The following is a 25,155-nucleotide window of genomic DNA, read 5'->3' as shown; positions in this document are numbered from 1 at the left end:
AATTAACTGCTGCAACTAAAAGTTGCTTTGGTCACTTCATCAGACATTGAAAATCAAAAATTGTTTTTGATGCTCGATGCTGTGAGTGCCCACACAGATTGCTTGATTCAAATTGTTAAAGAGCGTCACGCTTATCGCGTTGAGGATGCGCATCTTACGCTCCTCACTTCGAAAGTCAAGCGGTTGTTTTCGCTTTTCTTTCGGCGCTGGCTTCACAAGGAAGCGAACTCATCAGTTCGGCGTGGTCCGCCGTGCTGGTAGGGGCGCATTATAGGGAGCCGCGCCGTGATGACAAGGGCTTTTTCACCGAAAAGAATCGTTCGCTCAGATATACAGCAAAGCGGTTCTATTTCGTTCGCATCACCACCATTTCGGGCTGTCATTGGATTTAAATTGAACATTTGAAAAGCCACTTTATAATTGGCTTTTCAAATGTTCAATTAAGGTTTCATTCATGCACCAGATCCTGGATAGCCGCAAAGAGGAGAGAATCGTTCCTCTGTTCCGCCTCGGGTTTCGGCCTTTCTTCCTGTTCGGCGCCTTGTTCTCGGCTTTGGCGATGCTGGGCTGGCTGGGGCAACTCAACGGCTGGTTCGCTCTGCCCGGGATTAGCAACCCCATCTGGTGGCATGCACATGAAATGCTGTTCGGCTTTGGTGCCGCCATAGTGGCGGGTTTTCTGCTTACCGCCGTCCAGAACTGGACCGCTCACCCAGGTGTACGCGGTTGGCCGCTGGCACTGGTCGTGGGATTGTGGGCCATCCCGAGAGGCCTGCTCCCCTGGTTTGGAGAAAGCAATGTCACTCTGATGGTCATGGACCTGGCCTGGTTGCCCCTCTGTACGTGGTTTCTCGCCAGACCCATCATAGTGACGCGCCAGTGGCGCAATCTCTTTTTTGTTCCCCTGCTTCTCGTGTTGACCCTGCTCAATACCGCTTGCTGGCGGTGGCATGCCGAATGGCCACTGGTGGAACATATCCTGCTTGCAACCGTGCTCCTCTTCACGACCCTGATTGCCGTCATGGGAGGACGTGTCATTCCCTTCTTTACCGCCAGAGCCACTGGGACGGAAAAAGCATTACCACTGCCGTGGCTGGAGCGCATTGCCCTCGCATCTCTGTGGCTCATCCTGCTGCTCTGGTTAGTACTCCCGACCCAGTGGGTCATCGGCATTCAGATGTTCCCTCTATATATAGTGGCGGCAGGGGCTCACCTCTACAGGCAGCTGCGCTGGCGACCCGGAACCACGGTGGCCCACCCCCTGCTGTGGTCGCTTCACCTGGCCTACCTCTTTATCCCACTGGGGCTGACCGCCCTGGCGGCACGCACGGCTGGCTGGCCGATTGCCTTGTCACTGACCAGCCATCTGTTCAGCGCGGGCAGCATGGGGGCCATGATCCTCGGGATGATAGCCCGTGTATCCCTCGGCCACAGTGGCAGAGCCCTGCAGATAGGGCGCAGGATCTCGGCGGCATTTGCACTGGTCATCCTGTCCGCGCTGTTGCGGGTCTTGCTCCCTCTCTTTTGGCCAAATCTCACCCTCACGGGATGGAACCTCAGCGGATGGAGCTGGGTTGCCGCCTACGGTCTCTTTGTCTGGGTTTATACCCCCATACTGACCAGTCCCAGAGCGGATGGCCGCCCCGGCTAGTCATCGCGTGGCCATGGCCGGATAGTGGATCAGATTGTGGAAGATGGCGGGAGCGACCCCAAGATTGCGATAGCCATGGGTACGGTCCGCTGCAAACCGGACGGCCTCCCCCTGATCGAGGGAACGCCACGCTCCGTCCACCAGTACCTCCATCACACCGCTGATGACGATGACATGTTCGGTCACTCCGGGTTCATGGGGTTCTGATTTCCGCTGGTAGCCAGGTAGCAGGGTCAGTTCGAACAACTCGAAACCAAAGCGGGCCTCATAGGGGAAAAGCGGGGCAACCTGCATCCCCTCTCCCGCCGGCTGCTGTCGAATATCATCGGCAATACGGTATACCGTCTCTCCCTGTGCCGCTGGTGTCGGCTCAATGAAACTGGAGAAAGAGACCCGAAAACCGGTGGCAATCTTCCACAATGTTGCCACCGTCGGACTGGATTCACCTCGCTCGATCTGTCCCAGCATGGCCTTGCTCACCCCCGTTTCACGGGCGGCCATATCCAGGCTCCATCCTCTTTCAGTGCGCAGCCCTTTCAATCGCTGGGCCAGATAGCGACTCATCTCCTGCATCTGTTCTCCGATTTCTTCGAGCCATATTGTGCGCCATAACGCACAGCGTTATAGTCGAAACCACATTGTACGCAATAGCGCACAAGCTACCAGCATCCACAAGGAAGTTTCCCATGCCCCTAGCCCTCCCCCACATGGTCGCGGGACTCATCGCCGTATTGGTGGGTTACACGAGTTCTGTCGTCTTGATCATCCAGGCCGCCACGGCCGCCGGTGCCGATACAGCCCAGGTCTCTTCCTGGCTATGGACACTGGGTATCGGCATGGGGGTCAGCTGCATCGGCCTCTCCCTCTATTACCGGGTGCCTGTCTTGACGGCCTGGTCTACCCCGGGTGCCGCCCTGCTCATCACCAGCCTGGGGAACTTCAGTCTGGCTGAAGCCATCGGCGCCTTCATCATCTCTTCACTGCTGATCACCCTCTGCGGTATCAGCGGCTGGTTCGACAGGCTGATGCGTCACATTCCCGCCCCCCTGGCGGCCGCCATGCTGGCCGGAGTCTTGCTCAGGTTCGGGCTGGATCTCTTCAAGGTGGCACCGCAAGATCCTCTGCTGCTTGGCACCTTGCTACTGGCTTTCTTGCTGGGTCGCCACCTCTGGCCCCGCTACACCATGGTGCTGGTCCTGGCGGCCGGCATGCTGCTCTGCACCCTGAGGGGCGAGCTGCAACTCAACGAGGTTCACTGGCAACTTTCCACCCCGGTCTGGAACTCGCCAGCCTTTTCCATCGACGCCCTGCTCGGCATCGCACTCCCGCTCTTTCTCGTTACCATGACCTCGCAAAACATGCCGGGCATTGCCATCCTGCGCGCCCACGGCTATCAACCGGCCACTTCTTCCCTGATTGGCTGGACCGGATTCATCGGCGTGCTGCTGGCACCGTTTGGCGGCTATGCCTTCAACCTGGCCGCCATCACTGCCGCCATCTGCATGGGCAAGGAAGTGGATCACGATGTCACTCGACGCTGGCCTGCTGCCGTGTGGGCTGGTTGTTTCTACCTGCTCACAGGCTGTTTCGGTGCCACCGTGGTTGCCCTGTTCAGCGCATTCCCTGCGGTGCTGGTCACCTGCGTGGCCGGGCTGGCGCTGCTCGGCACCATAGGCAGCAGCTTGCACAGCGCCTTGCAGCAGGACGAGGAGCGGGAAGCCGCGCTACTGACTTTCCTTGTGACTGCCTCGGGGATCACCCTGCTCGGGGTCGGGTCTGCCTGCTGGGGATTGCTGATCGGAGTGACATTGCATCAAGTCAACCGGCTCCGCGCCTGACCTGACCATCTGGGGAGACTCCAGTGAGACGCAGCACATAATCCTGAGAAGAGCGTTCACATATGAACCTTATTCCTTTCTAGTGACAAAACGGCGCAGATCCTTCCCGACAAGCGCCGTTGTCAGACTCAATACTGGAGAACGAAGATGAGGAATCAGGCTGTCATTTTGTTACTGGCACTGCTGGGCGCCACCACGACCCAGGCTGCCGACACCGATCGGGAGCTGGCACGCCAGCTCGCGCTGCAGCAGAAGAACCTGCTGCCGCTCCTGAACAATCAGGAATACCAGAGTCCACTGCCCAACCTGCTGCCAAAGGCCAGCCCGCGCCTGAAGCGCCAGGCTCGGGATGCCAACCAGGCGGCCATCCGTCGGCAAGGGCTGGATGGGGAGGTCAGGGAACTGATGCAACTGCGGCTGGCCAATCCGGATCAGGCGGATGCACTGCAACAAGGGGTTGAGCCACTGGTTGCCTACATACCAAGTGGTGACGAAAAGAGCTGGAGCGCCATCGAGGCGTTCGACAGCGCCGGCAGCCCGCTCTATCTCGATGTGAACCAGCCGCCGGCGCGGCCGGTACTGGTGGTGGAGGCCGATCCGGTCAAAGCCAAGAATGCCGGCCTGAAGGTGATGCGAAAGGCGCTGGCTGCCGCCGACATGCAGGTGACGCCCCGTGCCACCAGCAACACCACGCCCCTCAAGACCAGCATTCTCAAGAAGATCAGGCTCAACGATGATCAGGAGCCCTGGCTGCTGGGCGCCGCCGAGGTCTATGCCGTCGTGGCCGGGGTCAATCCTGGCAGGGACGAGCCCGTGGTAGATATCGTCGACATGCCCTATCTCGACTACGACAACACCGACTACACCCCCAACCAGATCCTGGTCTATTGGGATCGCTACCGCTGGGGAGCCGTCGACGTGGTCATGATGGAGCAGGATGACAACGTCAATTACAAGGAGCTGAGTGCCCTCCTGATTGACGCACTCAAACTCGGCTTCACTGCGGGCGGCGTACCCGAGGCCCTGCCCTTCCTCGACCTCGGCGGTCGTATCGTCAAGGCACTTCCGGACTCCTGGATGACCAACAACGACGACTACCTCGACACCTTCTATACCCTGGAGCAGGACCAGAGCTATCACCAGTATCCCGGTGCCGCCGGCAATGCAGTCATCGATCTCGAGCCCAGGGAGATCCAGCCAACCCGGCCCTGACTGTCGCCCAAAACAAAAAGCCAATGAGAAGACTCATTGGCTTTTCTGTATCAGAGCCGCGGATCAGGCCTGACCTTTCGGCCTCACACCCAGTGTGTGACAGATGGCGTAGGTCAGCTCTGAGCGGTTCAGGGTATAGAAGTGGAAATCCTTCACCCCTTCCTGACTCAGCACACGCACCTGGTCGATGGCAATGCTGGCTCCCACCATGTTGCGCGTCATCTGATCGTTTTCCAGCCCTTCGAAACGCTGGTGCATCCAGCGCGGGATTTTCACGTTGGTGAAACCGGCAAACTTGGCCAGGGTCTGGTAGTTGGAGACCGGCAGTATCCCCGGCACGATCTCCGCATCGATACCGATGGCGGCGCAGCGATCCCGAAAACGCAGATAGGTCTCCACATCGAAGAAGAACTGGGTAATAGCCCGGTTGGCACCGGCATCTATCTTGCGCTTGAGGTTGAGCAGGTCGGATTGCGCACTGCGAGCCTCAGGGTGGCCTTCCGGATAGGCGGCGACCGAGATATCGAAATCGGCTTCGGATTTCAGCAGGGCAACCAGGTCGGTGGCATACATGTCAGGCTTGTCGAGGCCGGGGGGCAAGTCTCCGCGCAGGGCCACGATGTGGCGAATGCCGCTGTTCCAGTAATCACGGGCAATGGTGCGCAGCTCGTCACGGCTGGCGTCGATACAGGTCAGGTGCGGGGCGGCGATGAGGCCGGTGCGCTCCTTGATGTCCTTGATCACCTTGTGAGTGCGGTCCCGGGTGCCCGAGTTGGCGCCATAGGTCACAGAGACGAATTTGGGCTCCAGCACCTGCAGGCGCTCGATGGACTGCCAGAGGGTGTTCTCCATCCCTTCGCTGTTGGGCGGGAAAAACTCGAAACTGACCGATATGTCGCCACCCAGATCCGCCAAACTCTGGTTGAGTGCCTCAACCTGACGCGCGCTGTGAAATCCCATCTGCTCTCTCCCTGTCCTGCAACCCATTCCTTCACGCCAAAACGGATGTTTGGACGTCTAAACGTCTTTCTATCTTTATGATAAAACGGATCAAAGTCAATACCGATTTGTCAGCGACAAGGGGGATTGCCGATTTTTTTATTTTGCAATTCAACCTAAGTAATGAGCGACCCCATCCCAAAATGCTGTCAGGCACGCTATGATGCGGGCGGATCGTCCTGGACGTTCTGAATCTGCGTGTGATTGTTTGGCCGGGTTTCCCGGCCTTTTTTTAACTTCTTTCCCCGCCTGCCGATAAGCAATTCAAGCGTTTGCAGGAGCCCCATCATGGAAGATCACCCCGGTTTTGCCACCGATCTGCTGTTCGATCGCTATCAGGGCGAGGTGACGGATCATGATGCGTTCTGGACCGTGCGCACCCCGGGCTCTCCAGACTACTACTTCGGCAACTACCTGTTGCTGCCCACCCCCCCAAGCGATCGTGACAAGGGCTGGCTCGAGGCCAGTTTCGACAGGCTGATTGGCTGGGATCCCCGTATCCGCCACCGCACCTTCCAGTGGCCTCTCGCCGCAGGCCAGAACAGCCGGGTCGCCGGGTTCGTGGCGGCGGGGTACCAATACATGGAGTACGTGGTACTGGCGCTGGGTGCAATGGAGTGGCAAGCCCCCACCGGCAGCGACCTGGCTCCGGCTCGCCCGTTCACCGCGGCGGACTGGGATCAGTGGCTCGCCTTCGAGCTGGCAGAGCGGGATCCCGCCCATTCGGAGGAGCGCTATCTTCCCTATCTCTTGTCACGCCGCCAGCTCTATCAGGCCATGATCGATGACGGGCTCGGACAGTGGTGGGGGTTATGGCATCAGGATCAACTGGTTGCCAGCTGCGGACTCTTCTTCACCGGCACCCTGGGACGCTTTCAACTGGTGCGCACGCACGCAGAGTGGCGAAACCGGGGGCTCTGTCGTCTGTTGCTGAGCCAGGTCGCACGCCAGGGACTGGCACGGGCCAGTTCGCTCATCATAGTGGCAGACGAGCACTATCACGCCCAGCGGGTCTATCGCACTCTGGGTTTCGTGCCGGTGGCCCGTATTGGCAGCCTGTGCCGCTTGCCACGGGAATGACAGGTCATCACGCAGATGAAGAACGGGAGGCCAAGGCCTCCCGTTCTTCATGGTGAACCATCAGGGCTGTGCCCCCTCCAGTTCGCTGGCGAGCGCCTCCTCCACTTCGGCAGGAGGCGCTGGAGCGACGGCTCCGGACACCGGTACTGACGGAGGCTGGGTCGCGCTTGCTCCGGAAGGCGCTTGTCCTTCCGGCACCACAGGTGCAGCAGGTTCGGTCCCGATGACACCCGACACAGGGACGGCAGGCACGCTCGCCTCACACTGACACTCCTGTCCCTTGCCCTGGTTGCCCTGATGGGGGGCATACCACCCTTTCAACCCCTGTTCCAGGCGATCGGCCGCCGCCTTGGGTGCCACGGTTCCCAGCAATACCTGCTGGCTCACCTCGGCCAGTTCATCCCCGAGCTTGGGAGTGCCGCGGGAGAGGATCTGGGTGGCAACCCGGATGGTGGAATCGCACTGATCCCGCCACTCCATCATCTCTCTGGCCGCCGGATTGGTGGCTTCAAAGAAGTGGTTGGAGAGCGAGAAGAAGCCGGGCAGCGAGTTGGTATAGAGCTCGGCAAACTGGGGAGTGGTCAGCCACTGCAGGAAGGTCATGGCGGCCTCCTTGTTCTTGCTGGCCGGATTCATCCCCATACCGATGTCGGTGTGATCGGTGAAGAAACAGCCATCCCCCTGCTTTGCCACGGGCGGGCGCATGACACCGAAGTCCACCTTGCCGGTGAAGGGGGCAATCTCCCAGGATCCCGCCGCATAGAAGGCAGCCTTGCCCGAGGTGAACAGCTCGTTGGTGGTGGCGTAGTCGCGGCTCTCGCCCCCCTCCCCCAGGTAGTCACGCCAGCGGGCCAGCTCCTCGAACACCTTGACGTATTGCGGGTTGTTGAAGCGCTCCTGGCCCCCGATCAACGCCAATCGACCATCCTCCCCCTTCCAGTAGTTGGGGCCTATGTTCTGGAAACCGAGCTCGGAGGCAACCCAGCTCTCCGAGCCGCTCACGGCGAGGGGAACATAGCGACCATCCGCCTTCACCTTGTCCAGGGCCGCGAAGAATGCCTCGCGGGTCTGGGGAACCGTCAGCCCCAGCTCACTGAAAATCTTCTTGTTGTAGAAGAAGCCGTGAATCACCGATGCCATAGGTACGCAGAAAGTCTGGGCGCCACTGTCGGTCTGCCAGGGGGATTGGGCAAAGCTCGGGAAGTTCTCCATCCCCGCCATCTCGCTCAGCTCCACCAGATGGCCCGCCTTGAACAGGGCCAGGGAGTCGTCAAACGGGCGGCAGGTGATGAGATCCCCCGCCTTGCCCGCCTTGAGGCTGGCCCAGAGGGTCGGCATGTACTCGACGTTCTGCACCCCGTTGAATTTCACCTGAATACCCGGGTGGGCGGCCTCGAATGCAGGAATGATCTTCTGTTCCCACAAGGCCTTGTCATCTATGCGCCAGCTCTCTATCACCAGCTCGCTGGCCATCAGCTGGCCACACAACAGGAGACTCAGGGCCCCGATCCACTTGTTAGCCATAAGTCCTCCTACACCTTGAAATGGGCGATCAATTGCTGCTGCTTGGCGACCAGATCCGCCAGCACCTCACTGCTGCTGGCCGATTCCCGCGCCTCCCGCTCGGTCTCGTAAGCCACATCCGCAATGCCGGCGACATGACGGGCAACCCCCTGACTCACGGAGATCTGTTCCTGGGCGGCATGAGCCACCTGATCCGCCATCGCCTTGATGGCACTCATCCGCTCGGCAATGGATTGCAGCGCCTCGTCCATCACCCGGGTCTGGGCCACGCAATCCTGGGTCTGCTCCTGGCTGCGTGCCATCACGGCCACCACGTGCTTGCTGGAACTTTGCAGGTTCTCGATCATGGCCTGGATCTCCTCGGTCGAGGTCTGGGTCCGGTTCGCCAGTGCCCGCACCTCGTCCGCCACCACCGCGAAGCCGCGACCGGCGTCCCCCGCGCGGGCCGCCTCGATGGCCGCGTTCAGCGCCAGCAGGTTGGTCTGCTCGGCGATGCTGCGGATCACGTCGAGGATGCTGCCGATGTTGTCGCTGAATTCCCCCAGCTTGTGGGTGATGCCGACCGCCTCTTCCATGGCACCCGCCAGTTGTTCGGTGATCTGGCGCGTAGTCGCCACCTGTTTGCGTCCGGCGCGGGCCTCTTCGTCCGCCAGGTCCACCTCGCGCTTGGTGCCGTCGGTGGAGCGCGCCACCTCGGTCGCACTCACCTCCAGCTCTGTGATGGCGGCAGCCACCTGATCGGTCTGGCTCTTCTGATCCTGTACCCGTGACATGGCTCGCTCGCTTATCTCGGCGGCGCGGCTCGCCTCGTCCACCAGATGGCGCGAGCCGGCATTGATCTGGGCGAGCAGCTCGCCAGTCTTGTCTGCCAGGGTATTGATGGAGCGGGTCAGGCTGCCGAACTCGCAGCGGCTCTGGTAGTCGATGCGCCGGGTCATGTCACCCGTGGCCATGCGATCCAGCTCCCGATCGATGAGTTGCAGCGGACGCTGGATGCTGCGGGCCGTGGTGTAACCGATGAGGAGCGCGGCGGCTGCGGAGATGGCCGACACGATCAGGATCCAGGCGCTGGCGCTGCTGACGGCGTCATCCGCCCCGACCCGGCTCGCGCTGGCAATGCCGCCCGCCGATTTGGCCATCTCGTCCAGCAGCGCCAGGCTGTTGACCAGACTGGTGTCGAGCTGCTGGTTCAGGGACTGCAGCGAGGCCGCCAGTTGCTGGCCATTGCGCATGGTCGCCAGCAACCCTTTCGGGCCGAGGGCCAGCTCCTGCATCCGATCGAGGTTGACGATGAAACGCTGCCTCACGTCATCGGGCACCTGCACCCGTTCGAGCCGTTTGCGTGCCATCTCGATATCCTTGCCGAGCACCTTCTCCAATTCATTGAGATCGGTCTTGGCATCGGCCCGGCGGATGTTTTTCAGATCCCGGGCAATGCCGGAGGTGATGAGTTCGGCCTTGTTGCGCATGGAGCGTTTGCTCGCGGTCTGCTGCAGCAACAGATCGGCGGCCCACTGGTAGGTATCTTCCAGCCGGATGAACGCCAGCTCCAGTTCATGGCGCCGATCGAGTGCGGCCACCCACTGACCGTGCTGGGTCAGCACCTGATCCGCCAACCCGTAGAACTCGCGGGTCGCCCCGTCGACATGGCGGAACCGCTCGCTCGCCTCCGCCACCCCGTCAAACCGGGCCATCTCCTTGCTCTGGGCCAGGAAACGCTCCTGCTGCGCCTTGAACTGGCTGGCCAGTTGCGGCAACTGGGCCGCCTCCTCGCTGGTTCTGTAGGTGAGCACCCAGCGGTTGCTGTCCTGCAGTGCGCCCTTGAGCCCGGCGACCGCGATCACCAGGGGGGTGGCACGATCAGAAACCTGGGAGAGCCCCTCGTTGATCCCCCGGATCTTCAAGATACTGATGAAGCCGAGCAGAACCAGCAACAACAGCATCAGCACGAAGCCGGCGATGATCCGCTGCACAATAGATAAACCCATGGAGGCATCCTCACTCGTTGGGGAAAGGGGTGAATGCCGAGGTTATCGGCAGCGGGGTGCAATGGAATAGCGGTTCGTGACGCGATGGCGGGCCAGATCACAGTTGGCGTGACATGGCAGGCAGAAAAGGGCCCGAACAGAGCCGGGCCAAAGAGACATGCTTGGTTGTCATGGCCGAGCACCGGCCACGTTTGTCATCAGAAGCGGTAGCCGACGCCGAACATGAAGGCCACCGGATCGATGGAGGTGTTGATGGTGCCCACGGCGGTATGCACATCGGTATCGATGTCGATGAGCCAGGCGGAGGCGTTGACGAACCAGCGGTCATTGATCGCCATGTCCAGGCCCACCTGACCCGCCATCCCCCAGGAGGAGTCCACGCTCACATCCGTCCCGGCCAGGGCACCGCGCCCTTCCTCGTCGAAGAAGGTGGTGTAGTTGATACCGGCCCCCACATAGGGGCGCACCTTGCTGTTGGCATCACCGAAGTAGTACTGCGCCATCAGGGTCGGCGGCAGGTGTTTGACCTTGGCGACCTCACCCAGGCCGGCAGTCGACACCGAGTGGGAGAAGGGGGTCGCGGCCAGCAGCTCGACACCCCAGTTGTCCGTCAACATGTAGGAGAGGGTCAGGCCAAGCTGCATGTTGCTGTCGATCTCCAGCTCGCCCGTCCCCAGCACGTTGTCACTGCTGGTCTGGGGAGAGACGAACGCCAGGCCACCACGGACCAGGATGTCACCGGCCTGATGTGCCATGGCGACGGGGGAAGCAAAAGCGGCTGCGATTAACAGAGGAAGGATCTTTTTCATCACATTATTCCTTTTTTGTTTTCTTTCTATGTTGCAAGCCCGAAAACTATAAAAGGATGTGAATGCCGAGTTATTGATTTAGCTCAAACGTTACCAAGAAATAGATAGATGTGTACAGCAGCTTACAACCATGCTGAGCATCGAGAAAAACATCAAAAATATCAAATAAAAACAATGAAATGGATAGATTTCCCGCCTTACCAACAACAATAAGAAATAATTTCCATATATCTTATTGCGGATAAAAACGACTGAAAACGGTTGTTTCACTCGTCCAACAAGAGTATTTTTGCGGGCCATGTAGCCGGGCTGTAAATAATTCTTTATGAAACCACAAACCAGAAGGGACAAAATAGTAGCCATATTGGCAGCCATCTGGGGCATTGGCTCTTTTCTGTTTATTTTGCTGGGTTTCGTGCTCGGCATGGCCTTGTTGATCCTGACCCATTAGACCGGTTGGTTGGCGTGGGAGGCCTGGCACAACAGCCACTCCCCTTCCGCCAGCTGCTCCGGGCTCAACCTCCACTGTGCCCGCCCCAGCTCGCCGCTGTATCCACGCCAGCGATCCCGGCCCTCCTGTTTCGCCCGGTACAGGGCCATGTCCGCCAGCTTGAAACTCAGACTCCAGAAAGAGTCCTCCAGCTCCGCATGCAGAGGATAATCGCAGAATCCCAGCGAGACGGTCATGCGCAGCGGCAGCTCCTCCCGCCCGAAACGGCAGTCGGCGATCTTGCGGCGCAGGCGCTCGATCCGTTCCGCCACTTGTCCTGGCTCCTCTCTGGCCAGCAACAGCATGAACTCCTCGCCACCCAGCCGGATCAGCGGCTCCTCCTCATCCAGCGTCCCTCGCAGCAGTTCGGCCAGCTGACATAACAGCAGATCGCCGATGTCGTGGCCGAAGCGATCGTTGACCCGTTTGAAGTGATCCAGATCCAGGATCACCAGCACCCAGCCTGCCGCCGGATCCTGGCGGTTCAGCAACCACTCATCGAGATAACGGCGGTTGAAGGCATGAGTCAGTGGATCCGTATAGGCGGCGACCTCCATGCGGGAGGAGTGGGCCTGCAGGGCACTGTGATGCAGGTTGATCCTGGCCGCCATCTCGCGGAACTTGCGGCTGAGCAGCGCCATCTCCTGGCTGCTGTCGATGATGGGCAGCACGCTCGCATCCTGCTTTTCGGTAAACTGGTGCAGCGCCCCCACCAGCTCGCCGATCGGCCCCAGCACGATGGCCCGCAGCCGGGCCAGAGCCATCAGAATGCAGGCGAAGCTTATCAGCAGCATGCCGATGAAGGTCCAGATCGCCCCCTCCATCGCCCCCAGCAACACGTCCCGCTCCTCGTCCACGATCAGGGTCAATACAGGCTCGCCGTCGTTGTCGAGCAGCAACCCCTCCCCTCTGACCTGCTGCAACCCGAGATCGACCAGCCGGTAGCTCATGTGCGGTCCGAGCGGTTTGAAGGAGCCCAGATGCTCGCGCGTTCTTGGCTGGGCTATGGTCAGCGTGAGCGCGGTCCGTTCCCCCAGATCCTGCAGATAGCGCTTGTCCAGCCAGCGAGTCGCCAGCAGATAGCCGTTGGGTTTGACGCTGCCGAGGGTATCTGTCACCGGCTGCAGCGAAAAGATGAGCGGTCCCCACTGTGAGCGCCTGACGCCACTCAGGCTGCTGATGCCCGCCTGCCGTGACTCGCGCAGCAGCTGCAGCTTGAGATCGTCCAGAAAGGAGGGCAACAGGGTGGTATCCGTGTCCGGCGCGTCTGGCAACAGGGTGCGGGTCCAGATCTCCGAACCCTGCAAATCCATGTAACTCAACACGTTGAGTTCAAAGTCCCGCATCGGGGTGTCGACCAGCAGATTGGAGTTGATGTAGGCCTGGTTGGGGTGGGCCAGAAAATGGTAGCTCTGATCCCAGATCCCCCAGTCCCGGGTAAAAGCATTCATGGCGCCGATGTCGTTCTGCACCGCCCTGATCACCCGCTGCAGGTGCTCCTCCATCCGCCGCTCCTCGACCCGCTGCGCCGCCGGCACCCGGGCCAGTGCGATCACGATGAGCAGCATCAGGATGGCTCCGGCCCAGACCGGAAACATGGAGTAGGCCAGCAGATGGTCGATGGAGCGGGACGGTTGAGCCATGGGCGCCAATATCCTTTGAATGGCAATGCGAAGCGGGAAGGGTCTTGCCCCAAGTATGGAGGATAGGCCCGCCGAGAGGTCACTGAATTACCACAATAAAAACAAGGGGTCCAGGGCCCCTTGTCACAATTATTGAACGCTTTATCTGGCCAGCAGAGGTGCCAGGAAGCGGGCCGTATGAGAATCCTCGCAACGACTGATCTGTTCCGGCGTCCCCGTTACCAGGATGCGGCCACCACCGGCGCCCCCCTCAGGCCCCAGATCGACGATCCAGTCGGCGGTTTTGATGACGTCCAGGTTGTGCTCGATGATGACGATGGTGTTGCCCCGATCCCGCAGTTGGTGCAGCACCTTGAGCAACTGCTGGATATCGTGGAAGTGCAGCCCCGTTGTCGGTTCGTCCAGGATGTAGAGGGTCTGGCCGGTGTCCCGCTTGGAGAGCTCCCGCGCCAGCTTGACCCGCTGCGCCTCGCCGCCAGAGAGCGTGGTGGCGGACTGACCGAGCCGGATGTAGGAGAGGCCCACGTCCATCAGGGTCTGCAGCTTGCGCGCCACCGCCGGCACCGGATCGAAGAAGGCACGGGCATCTTCCACCGTCATCTCGAGGATTTCGTGGATGTTCTTGCCCTTGTACTTCACCTCCAGGGTCTCGCGGTTGTAGCGCTTGCCCTTGCAGACGTCGCACGGCACGTAGACATCCGGCAGGAAGTGCATCTCCACCTTGATGACCCCGTCCCCCTGGCACGCCTCGCAGCGTCCCCCCTTCACGTTGAAGGAGAAGCGGCCCGGCTGGTAGCCACGGGAACGCGCCTCCTGGGTGCCGGAGAGCAGCTCGCGGATCGGGGTGAACAGGCCGGTGTAGGTGGCCGGGTTGGAGCGCGGGGTGCGGCCGATGGGGCTCTGGTCGATATCCACCACCTTGTCCAGATGCTCCAGCCCCTCGACGCTGCGATAGGGCGCAGGCGTGGACTCGGTGGCCTTGTTCAGCTCGCGGTGGGCGATGCGGAACAGAGTGTCGTTGATCAGGGTCGACTTGCCGGAACCGGAGACGCCGGTGACGCAGGTCATCACTCCGATGGGCAGATCCAGGTTGACGTTGCGCAGGTTGTTGCCGCTCGCCCCTTTCAATTTCAGCCACTTGCCAGTGAGCGGGGTGCGCTCGGCCGGGATGGCGATCTGCTTGCGCCCGGAGAGGTAGTCACCGGTCAGGGACTCGGGGTTCGCGATGATCTCCTCCGGCGTCCCCTGGGCGACGATGGCCCCGCCGTGCACCCCGGCCCCCGGACCGATGTCGAGCACATGGTCGGCGAGGCGAATGGCATCCTCATCGTGCTCCACCACGATCACGGTGTTGCCGAGATCACGCAGGTGGGTCAGGGTCTTGAGCAGCCGCTCGTTGTCACGCTGATGCAGGCCGATGGAGGGCTCGTCCAGTACGTACATGACCCCCACCAGGCCAGCCCCGATCTGGCTGGCCAGCCGAATCCGCTGCGCCTCGCCACCGGAGAGGGTCTCGGCGCTGCGCGACAGGCTCAGATAGTTGAGGCCGACGTTCACCAGGAAGCCGAGCCGCTCGACGATCTCCTTGAGGATCTTGTCCGCTATCTGGGCACGCTGACCGGACAGGTTCAACCCTTCGAAGAAGGCCAGGGCATCGCCGATGGACTGCTCGGCGATGGCGGGCAGGTTGCGATTGTCCACGAAGACGTGGCGGGCTTCTTCCCGCAGTCGGCTGCCACCGCAACTGGTACAGGACTTGTTGGCAATGTATTTGGCCAGCTCTTCCCGCACCGCGTTGGATTCGGTCTCCCGGTAGCGGCGCTCCATGTTGTGCAGGATCCCCTCGAACGGGTGCTTGCGCACCACCACGTCGCCGCGGTCATTCATGTAGCGGAACTCGATCTCGGTGCGCCCGGAGCCGCGCAGGATCACCTCCTGGGTCTTGAGCGGCAGATCCTCCCAGGGGGTCTCCAGGTCGAACTTGTAGTGATCGGCCAGGGATTTGAGCATCTGGAAGTAGTAGAAGCTGCGCTTGTCCCAACCACGGATGGCGCCGCCGGCCAGGCTCTGGCCGGGATCATGGATGAGCTTGGCGGGATCGAAATACTGCTGCACACCGAGACCGTCACAGGTGGGGCAGGCCCCCGCCGGGTTGTTGAAGGAGAAGATCCGGGGCTCCAGCTCCGACATGGAGTAACCGCACTCGGGGCAGGCGAAGTTGGCGGAGAAGGTCATGGGGGCAACCCCATCCTCCCCGTCCATCGGCACCACCAGCACGATGCCGCCGGAGAGAGTCAGCGCCGTTTCGAACGATTCGGCCAGGCGCAGCGCCAGGTCATCGCGCACCTTGAAGCGATCCACCACCACCTCGATGGTGTGCTTCTTGTGCAGCTCCAGGGCGGGAGGATCCGACAGATCGCACACCTCGCCGTCGATGCGAGCGCGGATGTAACCCTGGGCCGCCAGGTTCTCCAGCAGCTTGGTGTGCTCCCCCTTGCGGTTGCGCACCACGGGGGCCAGCAGCATCAGCTTGGCGCCTTCGGGCTGGGCAAGCACCTGATCCACCATCTGGCTGATGGTCTGGGCCGCGAGCGGAATGGCGTGGGTCGGGCAGCGTGGCTCGCCGACCCGGGCGAACAGCAGCCGCAGGTAGTCGTAAATCTCGGTGATGGTGCCAACCGTCGAGCGCGGGTTGTGGGAGGTGGACTTCTGCTCGATGGAGATGGCAGGCGACAGCCCCTCGATGTGGTCCACGTCCGGCTTCTCCATCAGGGAGAGGAACTGACGGGCATAGGCGGAGAGCGATTCCACATAGCGGCGCTGCCCCTCGGCATAGAGGGTATCGAACGCCAGGGAGGATTTGCCCGAACCGGACAGGCCGGTGACCACGATCAGCTTGTCACGTGGCAGGATCAGGTTGATGTTCTTGAGGTTGTGGGTGCGGGCACCCCGGATCACGATTTTTTCCATCTTGTTGCGCGCTCGATACGGGAACCAGAGCGGGCCAGTATGGCATAGAGACTACTGGATGAATAGACAGTCTTTCCTTCCGTACCCCTTCCTCAGAGATACTCCTTGGCCCAGCTCACCGCCTGCAACCGGTTCTTGACGTTCAGCTTCTTGAAGACGTTGTAGAGATGGGATTTGACGGTGTGTTCGCTCACGAACAGGCTGTCGGCGATCTCGGTGTTGGAGGCCCCTGTCATCAGGTGACGCACGATCTCCTGCTCGCGGGCGGTCAGCAGCGTCTGCTGACGCTGAGGTTGCCCGCTCCCCTTGCGGTAGTAGTCCACCAGGTCGCACAGCAGGTGGCGCGGGATCCAGTACTCCCCCTGCAACACCTTGCGGATGCCGAAGACCAGCCTGTCCAGCGTGTCCTGACGAAAGAAGAGCCCACTGGTATGGGGCCACATCAGCAGCAGCTCTTTGTTGGTGCTGGTCGGGGCATTGAGCAACACGGCACTGGCCTCGCCAAAGCGCTGGCAGATGGCATTGCTCCACAGCTCCTGCTGGGTCGACTTGAGATAGTCCAGATCGATCAGCAGCAAGGTTTTGGGGGCGCCCTCTGCAACGTCTGGCAGGTCATTCAGCTCCCCCACCAGCAAGATGGGCAGACCAAGCTCTTCACTGAGGTGACGCTGGAAACGGGAGGCTTGTGCGTTATTTTCGGTGATCAGCACCAGGAGGGAGTCGGGCGTCATCAAGAGAACTTCCTTGCACATTCGAGTCGGGGCTTTTTGGCAAGGAAGAGTACCAATCCCCCTCCCGGCTGCAGCATTAAAAAAGTATTAGACGCATCGGTGGCTCCTTTGAAGCCCAGCAATTTTCCAGCCAATACAATTGGCTAGCACGCCCCCCCCATTTGGGGGGTCAAGTAGTGCCGGTGCGCACCATAACAGCTCCGCCCTCTTCACGCAGCCTGCCCCAGCCGCCTCCCCTTGCTGGTGGCACCTTACCTCGGGTAAGTTACTCAGGCTGTGGCGATCCATTGACGCCACAGTGGCAGGGAAGATGTGCGCTCATGCCCGTCAACTGGTACTATGGCGGCCAAACGCTGCGGCCGATCCATGACGCCTCTGCCGGCAAGCTCCGGCGCAGCCAGGACACTGAAGAGAGATGACACCCGTCCAGGGCGCGCATCTCGTTGCAAACAAACGCATTATTGAATGGGCCCAGGCATCTGGCCTGGCCGGTATACATAAGGGTGGAAGAGAGATTATGGCCAGTCGAGGCATCAACAAAGTCATTCTGATCGGTAACCTGGGGCAAGACCCGGAAGTGCGCTACATGCCGAGCGGCGGTGCCGTGACTAACATCACCCTGGCCACCTCCGATACCTGGCGCGACAAGCAGACCGGTGAGCAGAAAGAGCGCACCGAATGGCACCGTGTCGTCTTCATGGGCAAGCTGGCCGAAGTCGCCGGCGAGTACCTGAAGAAGGGCTCCCAGGTCTATGTGGAAGGCAAGCTCCAGACCCGTAAATGGCAGGATCAGAGCGGCCAGGAGCGCTACACCACCGAGGTGCTGGTCGACAGCTTCACCGGTGTGATGCAGATGCTGGGTGGCCGTCCGCAGGGCGGTGGCCAGGGCATGGGCGGCCAGTCATCCCAGGGCAACTGGGGCCAGCCGCAACAGGCTGCACCGCAACAGAACATGCAACGTCCTGCTGCCCCGCAGCAGAACATGCAACCGCAAGGCGGTTACGGCCGTCCGGCCCAGCAGCCGCAATCCGCCCCGCCGGTCTACAACGAACCGCCGATGGATTTCGACGACGATATTCCGTTCTAGGGCCGGATTTTTTAAAATGTAAAGCGTTTTGTAAAGCGAAATGCCTAAAAACCCCGATATTTCGGGGTTTTTTCTTTTCTGAGCATGTAAAGATTGCACATTCTGAAAGCACGCAGTATACCTTAGGAATGGGTGTATAAAAGTGTAAAGGAGTGATGCAGTGAAGCTCAGAACCGTCAACATGAAGCAGTACAATGAACGTAAGTATCTAATCGTTGATGAGAGAGGACTCCCCATCCCGAGGCTATGTGAGTTCACACTGACACACCTGTATGGTGCGGAAAAAACACAGGAGAATAATGCAAACCACCTAATCCATATCGAACGATGGGCAGCAATGCTAAAAGTAGATCTAGCGGAAATTGTTGCTGGCACAGGGTTTGCTGACACTGGCTTATACCAGAGTTTTCTCAAACATCTTGAGCATCGCTCATACGATATCAACGGAGCAAGACCCCTCCGACCAGATATTGTTAGTCCTGATTATTTCAATCAACGCCTTGATTTGGTATTGGTTTATTTTCAATTTTTAGCCGACAAAGCAATATCCAAGCGCCGTAATACTGATCCTCTATTCAGTCAAATCCCCGAGATGATGAGAAGGCTTCAAGTAAAACTAGTCAAGCTGAGAAGACCAAAGACAGCTCCAGGCCGCATTCTTGGATTGTCATTAGTCCAACAAGCAACACTGTATGACATCATGGAAATACCGAGTTCTCTTGGCTGGAATAAATCTACTCAGTTACGTAACAAGCTAATTCTTAGGTTACTTTTAGAAACAGGAATTAGAAAAAGTGAACTGCTATCACTTACTACATCAAACTGCCATACGAGCAAGCTGGTACATGGTGTTTACCCATTTATCCTGACACAACAGAATATTGAACATAACGATCCTCGTAATAGAGTGCCACGCGAGAAAACAGTTGGCAGGATTATTCCTATTTCATTTCCTCTAGCTTCACTGATTGATGAATATAAACAGGCGAGAAAATCTCTTGGCGACTCAGCCATGAAGAGCCCCTATTTACTCTTATCGACAACTAAGCCACATAATCCGCTATCAATAGCAGCATTGGATGATATTTTCTCAAGTATCAAGAATAAAATTTTAGAGTTTTCAGATATTCATCCTCATAAATTAAGGCATACACTCTTTGAAAATATTGACAGAATGCTTACTAAAATGGGGGTTGACGCAGCTCAACAGAAAAAGATAAAAAATAATGTTGGGGGGTGGAAGTATAACTCAGATAGTAGTCTAATATATGAAACTGGGTCAATAATGGAGCAATGCAACCTAGTTCTAAACCAACTTCACGCTGAAATGGAATTACATAGAAAAATATCATAAAAAATTGCCAAGGTGGTGGCCATGCCGACAAAAAAATTAGATAAAAACGAAATTATGTTGGTACAAATAGACCAGCATCCACAATTTTCTTATGACCCATATCCTGTAAGCCAGTCAGGCCAACAACTGGATTTAACACAAAGTAAAGTAGTTCTGGAACCGGAGAGGGAGACCCTATTCTTTGAAAAAATCTCTCCCCAACTAAGAGAGCATGCCCGTGCATGGATTTCTTATGCTTGTCATATCTACTCTAACTATGCTCTTTTCTCACAACAACATTGTTGGCGCCTACTCAAAATCCCTGACGATACTGTAGCAGAAGATATTGCCGAAAAAATACAAGAAATCTACAGAGAGCTTTTGAGCTCTGAACGTAGTCCTAGCACTAAATCTGCTTTAAGAATACTGTATAAATGGTGTGTTGAAGAGGGTCTACCACACTTTGATGAAGACTTTTATGATTACTACCTAGCCAGTATAAAGTTTGGTACAGCCGAGGGTAAGGGCCTTGATGTAATTATGGAAATTCCTGACCGTGGACCACTCACGATCAAGGAAGAACGAATCTTCATCTCCACATTAAACTCAGTTTTACCAGAGACACTCACCACCCATGAGTTACAGGGATTGGTGTCACTAAAATGTGCCCAAGTTCTTGGCATGAGAAATATCCAGGTGATGAGACTAAAGTTCTCCGACTTGCAAATCTCTGACAAAGGTGTACATACCCTAAAAGTTTTAAGGGCAAAACAAAGAGGGAGGACCAATAATAACGTTTATAAAATTCGCCCCATAACAAAAACACTTGCAAAACTAATTTCATCAATGAAATCACGTTACGAATATATACTAGGTACAAAAATCACTGATGATTGGCCTGTAATCTCAGAGTATTACAGTCTTAGAGATGAATTAGTTAAGCAGCAAGTAAAGATAACCAAGATAACATACATCACCAATCAGTTCAGAATGGCTGTTGGATTGGACTTCAAGGTAACCAACCGTAGACTTCGTAAAACCTTCTGCTCGCGGCTAATCGCCAAGGGCACTCCTATGACTGTTGTTGCAGAACTAATGGATCATAGTGATTTACAACAGCTAGACGTTTATTATAGACAATCGCATAACGTTGCTAAAAAACTAGATGATATACTGCGAAGTCAGGCCATCGACATAATCGATGTATTTGCAGGTAAAGTTGTTACGCCCGATTATACCTCTCAGAGAGGACAAGGAATTTTCGCCCCATCGAAAAATTTAAATCTTGTTAAAATTGGTAGCTGTGGTAGCACAACCCCATGTTCTCTTCAACCCCCACTTTCTTGTTACAACTGTTCTTCTCTAGAAGCCTTTGAAGACGTTGACCATAAGGAAGTTGTAGATACGATGGTAGAAGAAATAAAAGAAGTATTTGGTGATGCTCACGCCATAAATATTCTACAACATAAAGATTTTTTAGCTGCTCGCAAGTTTGCTGACATGTTCGATCGGGGTGAACTATGAATACCAGCCTACAATTATTACCGTCAATTGGTGTGGATTCTGATAGCAATCTGGCACAATTGGTTCACTTTTACAAAAAAAACACTCCCTTTGCAAAAATAGAAAGTTGGGAATGGGATGACATTAGCTGGGATGCTAAAGGTATTTGTAAGACTCAAGCTAGAAAATCTGGATATAATATATCAGTCAATTTTAGCAGAGATAACAATCTCGGAAAAAAAGTTAAGTCATCATATAATGACATCAAGCCGTTTCACAATCTTGATCTATCTGATATCGCTAAATGTCATATCTCAGCATTGCAAATTGAGAAAGCGAAAGATGTAGGGACACTCAATTTCTATATTGTTGCATATCGGTATTTAGATAATGCGATGCTAAAAAGGAATATTACAGCAAGTAATCTGACTACTTATGACTTCAAAGTAGCAGAGGCTGAAGCACACGATAGGTTAGAAAGTTCTACCTTCTATCGTATTGGTCAGAAACTTGAATCTATTGCGACTTTCATTAACAAGAAGAAGCTTTCTATCCAAAAGATAGTATTCAAAAAGTCAGCTAAACGCGGTGACACGCATACCGCCAGTGATTCAAGAATCGATTTTGAGTCAACTACCAAACGGCATGAGAAGCTACCTACCCACGAAAGCCTCATCGCAGTAGCAACACTTTCTAACTCGAATCTAGAAGGTGATGATGCCCTGTTTCAGGCTATCGTAGAAATTATGTTTGCAACAGGTCTGCGATTTGATGAGGTGATCTGCTTGGATGTCGAGTGTTTACAGGCCAGGGAAGTTGAGGAGCTAAACGTCTTCACAGGCGAAATTGACATAGTATGCATTAATGAGATCCGCTATCGAGCCAAAAAAGGCGCTGCATATCAGACCAAGGCTATAGCCCCAAGCCTGCTTCCGATTCTACAAAAAGGTCTGACTAGCGCACTTGAAATATTAGCACCTGTACGTGACACGATTAAATGTGTCATTAATGGAAAATACGACTTCTTCCCAATTATCACCGAAGATTGTGAGCTTTTTGTCACTGACATTTGGGAAAGATTAAACTGGTCATCACGTTCAAATCTATTATCCTATCTAAAGAAAAGAAATGTTAATCTGACTAATAAACTGAATCCAAATACAGGTAAAAATGCGGCCGCATTCCACTCAGTAGACTTAAAGGAAAAAACATTTTCATTGGCGAAGAAGTCTATCGATGAATTATGGAAACAGATGTCAGTGTTAAGTGTGGCTGATTGCCCAGATAAACTAATATTTGTTACCCAACATCAGCGCCATCATTCTGATAAGAGCACAGAGCCCTGGGAATTCACAATGATAACGCATACTCAGATATCAGACTATATTTCAGGTCGCCCTGAATTTGGTATCAAAAATATATTTGAACGCAAACATCTGTGCTATCAGGGTGAACAAATCCGGCTGACATCACATCAATTTCGTCACTTTCTAGGCACTATGCTGGAGATCTCAGATTCAGTAACTCCTATAGAGGTTGCTCGCTACTTTGGGCGAAAGTATACTCCAGACAATATAGCCTATGACCACACTAATCCAGCTAAAAGAGTCATGGATAACGCAGACATACTCTTTGCCGCCTCAAATATAACACCAGAGCAAGCAAAAGAGGCATCAGTGATCTTTACGCTGGTTGATCGTGATGAGGTTCTTGAAACGATAGAAGACATTGGCACAACACTTATCACTGCAATTGGCTTATGTAAACATGACTATAGTGACTCTCCATGTGGAAAATACTATGCATGCGTCCGTGGGTGCTCTGAGTATTATCGTATAAAAGGAAAACAGGGAGAGATAATTCATTTACAAAAACTTCAAGATGAACAAGAAACTCGAATTCAGCATGTTAAGGCAGCTGTTGACGCAGAATATCATGGCTCCAATAACTGGCTACGTTCTCATGAAGAGCTATTAAATGGTTGTCGTATAGCCCTCGCCATTGAGCAGGATAATTCAATTTCAGATGGAGAACGAGTGCAAGTTTTTCCTAATGGTAATAATGGGTGTGTTGCAATATGAAAAAAGAACAGAAACAAATTACAGCTGCACTAGAGCAAGACTTCTGCAAACTCATCGTAATCCTAGCTGCCCGCAGTGGGAGGAATAAGGTCACCTGGAAGGAACTAGAACAGGAGACAGGGTTTACTCGGCAAGCATTGTCCAAAAAAGAATCTATTGTTAAGGCTTATAAAGAAGCCAATCAAAGTAGCAACATAATAGAAAATATCGGCAGGCGTGCAGAAGAAACCCAATCAAAACTTGATAAAGTGAAAGAGGAAAATATCAAGTTAAAAAAACTATTAGCTGACTATGATGAGACTTTTGTTCGCTGGTTCGCCAATGCAACAAGTCATGGTATGTCCATTGAGGAGTTGGAAGCACCGCTCCCACACTCTATGAAGACAAAAGCTAGATTGAAAGATCTTAAAAAATGAATAGAGCATTCAGTATTAGTCGTGAACTGGAAGATTTCGATCTCGATAGAATGCATGCCAAGGCGCGTGAAAATCTAGTTAAGGTGGCAAATTTGGTCGGGCCACTTGACCTTGCTGAATGGCAAAACTTCATAGAAAATGGCAGTTTAAATGCAACTGCAATAATAAAAGAGATTGGCATATCTCGCTCTAGCTATTACCAAAACAAATACATTGTTGCGTACCTTAAAAGTAAGGCTCAATGGCTAGCTGAACAGAATACCTTACAGGAGCTGCCCTACCAGGCTCGGGATACTTCAAAAACACCCGCAAATCGATACAGCCCGCTAGAAAAGAGCATTCAAGAGAAAGATAAAATGATTCGCCAATTACAGCTACGGGTTGCAGAACTAGAATCTCATCTAGAAGGATTGAAGCAGGAATATAAATCTCTTCAATCAAATTCACATCGAGATCAGCATCGCATGGAATTGCTAGAAATATTTAAGCGGGTGCCGAGATGAATGACTTCGGGCAAGAGAGGTTTTTCCGCATCACAAGATCACCATATTCATCCAGAAAAGGTCGATCATTTCATGCTGTACAGATAGATCCTGACACTCTACGTAACTGCAATTACAAGCAGAACTACATCATTCACATAAATGAACATAACAGTGAGCGCCTATCACTAATATTGGCAAAGGGTGCATTGGTTAAATTAGCTGTCAAAAAGCAGTATAGTAGACGAGTAGAGCACGGAGGTATTCTCACTGTAATCACCCCTCAATACCTAGACCTTATTAGGCCATCAGGGGAGCAGATCGCACTTATGTTAGGTAGTCACACCAGATTTAAAGGTGTTGGCCCAGTGAAAGCCCGTAAATTATGGTCTACATTTGGTGAGTCCCTATTTGAAATATTGGATAATGGGGATATTGTAAGCCTGCGTAAGATATTAAGTGAAAACACTGCAAAAAATACTGCCGATGCATGGCGTAGCTATATAAATATTAATGCTATGCGATTCTGCAATGCAAATTTAGGCTTATCAGTATCAACCTCATTTTTGGTATCAGATTATTATCAACAGGAAACCATAAGTAAGATAAGCGAAGATCCTTACCGATTATTAGCATTTGGTGTTGATTTTAATGAATGTGATCGGATCTCACTGGCTCTAGGCTTTCAATTGGACGCTCCTATTAGGTTCGCAGCAGCAGCCGAGGAGGCGTTGTACTGTCAGCTTTCTAACGGGAGTACATTAGCAACACGATATGATTTAGATATATGGCTGAAACAACTCTTGCATATCCCAATGAATCCAGAGAAAACAGAGTGCTATGTTAATCAAGCATTCGCACTCGCCACATCGTGTGAAAATATCCTTGAGGTTGGTGATAATGAATTACAGAGCGCAGGTGCTTTCACCATGGAAGCATATGTTGCTCAGCGATTGGTGAACCTCATCACAACCCCGAGTAAATTATCTCTCGATGAAAAAAGGATAAACTTCTATATCAATCAATACGAAAGTAAAAAGTGCTTTCACTTAAGCTCTCTTCAAAAAGAAGCTATCTTTGGGGCTATAAAACATCGTTTTCTAATTATTAATGGTGGTGCAGGTGTAGGTAAAACTACATTATTAGATGCACTTTATTCAGTGCTTCATAAGTTAGGGAAGGTGCGAATAAGCGGGGAAATTCTTCTCGGCTGACTCAGTCATTTCATTTCTTCATGTTTGAGCCGATTTTTTCTCCCGTAAATGCCTTGAATCAGCCTATTTAGACCGTTTCTTCGCCATTTAAGGCGTTATCCCCA

At 54.9% G+C, this 25,155-nt stretch carries 19 protein-coding genes; 11 read left to right on the top strand and 8 right to left on the bottom strand.

The features are described 5' to 3' along the window. Positions 1-454 precede the first annotated feature (454 nt). Positions 455-1,651, top strand: coding sequence for an NnrS family protein (locus J9892_RS07930; RefSeq protein WP_210538186.1), 1,197 nt, complete (start codon positions 455-457; stop codon positions 1,649-1,651). On the opposite strand, the gene J9892_RS07925 is transcribed toward J9892_RS07930, so the two are convergent. Beyond that, complete coding sequence (locus tag J9892_RS07925) at positions 1,652-2,224, bottom strand: XRE family transcriptional regulator (RefSeq protein ID WP_210538185.1); 573 nt, start codon at positions 2,222-2,224, stop codon at positions 1,652-1,654. Positions 2,225-2,337: 113 nt separating this feature from the next. Here J9892_RS07925 and J9892_RS07920 point away from each other — a divergent pair, with 113 nt between their 5' ends. Both J9892_RS07920 and J9892_RS07915 read left to right on the top strand, forming a co-directional pair. Then, positions 2,338-3,489, top strand: coding sequence for a benzoate/H(+) symporter BenE family transporter (locus J9892_RS07920; RefSeq protein WP_246876643.1), 1,152 nt, complete (start codon positions 2,338-2,340; stop codon positions 3,487-3,489). 147 nt (positions 3,490-3,636) lie between these two features. Beyond that, entirely contained in the window at positions 3,637-4,701 is a 1,065-nt protein-coding gene (locus J9892_RS07915) for a DUF3103 family protein (RefSeq protein ID WP_210538184.1), read from the top strand. A 63-nt stretch (positions 4,702-4,764) separates the two neighbouring features. Here the strand turns inward: J9892_RS07915 and metF are convergent, their stop codons facing one another. Further along, on the bottom strand, positions 4,765-5,661 hold the full coding sequence (metF, locus tag J9892_RS07910) for a methylenetetrahydrofolate reductase (protein WP_010674220.1): 897 nt from the start codon (positions 5,659-5,661) through the stop codon (positions 4,765-4,767). A gap of 327 nt (positions 5,662-5,988) precedes the next feature. Between metF and J9892_RS07905 the strand changes: the two genes are divergently transcribed. Continuing rightward, entirely contained in the window at positions 5,989-6,780 is a 792-nt protein-coding gene (locus J9892_RS07905) for a GNAT family N-acetyltransferase (protein ID WP_161470228.1), read from the top strand. Positions 6,781-6,840: 60 nt separating this feature from the next. On the opposite strand, the gene J9892_RS07900 is transcribed toward J9892_RS07905, so the two are convergent. From J9892_RS07900 to J9892_RS07875, 6 genes are all read right to left on the bottom strand, one after another. After that, positions 6,841-8,304, bottom strand: a complete 1,464-nt coding sequence (locus J9892_RS07900) for an ABC transporter substrate-binding protein (protein ID WP_109421820.1) — start codon at positions 8,302-8,304, stop codon at positions 6,841-6,843. Between the two features lie 8 nt (positions 8,305-8,312). Beyond that, positions 8,313-10,292: a methyl-accepting chemotaxis protein gene (locus J9892_RS07895; protein WP_202040606.1), complete on the bottom strand. Its 1,980-nt coding sequence runs from the start codon at positions 10,290-10,292 to the stop codon at positions 8,313-8,315. A 197-nt stretch (positions 10,293-10,489) separates the two neighbouring features. After that, positions 10,490-11,101, bottom strand: coding sequence for an OmpW family outer membrane protein (locus J9892_RS07890; protein WP_010674216.1), 612 nt, complete (start codon positions 11,099-11,101; stop codon positions 10,490-10,492). A 447-nt stretch (positions 11,102-11,548) separates the two neighbouring features. Further along, positions 11,549-13,234 carry a diguanylate cyclase gene (locus tag J9892_RS07885; protein ID WP_210538183.1) on the bottom strand — a complete coding sequence of 562 codons (1,686 nt, stop codon included), beginning with the start codon at positions 13,232-13,234 and terminating at the stop codon, positions 11,549-11,551. A gap of 141 nt (positions 13,235-13,375) precedes the next feature. Next, complete coding sequence (gene uvrA / locus J9892_RS07880) at positions 13,376-16,204, bottom strand: excinuclease ABC subunit UvrA (protein WP_210538182.1); 2,829 nt, start codon at positions 16,202-16,204, stop codon at positions 13,376-13,378. 92 nt (positions 16,205-16,296) lie between these two features. Next, entirely contained in the window at positions 16,297-16,935 is a 639-nt protein-coding gene (locus tag J9892_RS07875; protein WP_010674213.1) for a LuxR C-terminal-related transcriptional regulator, read from the bottom strand. A 517-nt stretch (positions 16,936-17,452) separates the two neighbouring features. On the opposite strand from J9892_RS07875, the gene J9892_RS07870 reads away from it, so the two are divergent. From J9892_RS07870 to J9892_RS07840, 7 genes are all read left to right on the top strand, one after another. Next, positions 17,453-18,022, top strand: a complete 570-nt coding sequence (locus J9892_RS07870) for a single-stranded DNA-binding protein (RefSeq protein ID WP_010674212.1) — start codon at positions 17,453-17,455, stop codon at positions 18,020-18,022. Positions 18,023-18,182: 160 nt separating this feature from the next. Beyond that, complete coding sequence (locus J9892_RS25175; RefSeq protein WP_200163880.1) at positions 18,183-19,376, top strand: site-specific integrase; 1,194 nt, start codon at positions 18,183-18,185, stop codon at positions 19,374-19,376. 21 nt (positions 19,377-19,397) lie between these two features. Beyond that, entirely contained in the window at positions 19,398-20,879 is a 1,482-nt protein-coding gene (locus J9892_RS07860) for a site-specific integrase (protein ID WP_200163879.1), read from the top strand. After that, on the top strand, positions 20,876-22,939 hold the full coding sequence (locus tag J9892_RS07855) for an integrase (protein WP_223930587.1): 2,064 nt from the start codon (positions 20,876-20,878) through the stop codon (positions 22,937-22,939). Before J9892_RS07860 ends, J9892_RS07855 begins: the two co-directional genes overlap by 4 nt. Further along, positions 22,936-23,355 (top strand): hypothetical protein, encoded by a 420-nt coding sequence (locus J9892_RS07850; RefSeq protein ID WP_134997596.1) that lies wholly within the window; start codon positions 22,936-22,938, stop codon positions 23,353-23,355. The genes J9892_RS07855 and J9892_RS07850 overlap by 4 nt, the downstream gene beginning before the upstream one ends. Then, complete coding sequence (locus J9892_RS07845; protein WP_134997595.1) at positions 23,352-23,858, top strand: hypothetical protein; 507 nt, start codon at positions 23,352-23,354, stop codon at positions 23,856-23,858. The genes J9892_RS07850 and J9892_RS07845 overlap by 4 nt, the downstream gene beginning before the upstream one ends. A 347-nt stretch (positions 23,859-24,205) precedes the next feature. Further along, positions 24,206-25,051, top strand: coding sequence for a helix-hairpin-helix domain-containing protein (locus J9892_RS07840; protein ID WP_210538181.1), 846 nt, complete (start codon positions 24,206-24,208; stop codon positions 25,049-25,051). The last annotated feature ends 104 nt before the right edge of the window (positions 25,052-25,155 follow it).

The sequence above is a fragment of the Aeromonas sp. Prich7-2 genome (assembly GCF_017939255.1).
Lineage (GTDB): Bacteria > Pseudomonadota > Gammaproteobacteria > Enterobacterales > Aeromonadaceae > Aeromonas > Aeromonas caviae.
The sequence above is the reverse complement of the archived record's forward strand: the minus strand, read 5'-3'. Positions and strand labels throughout refer to the sequence as shown.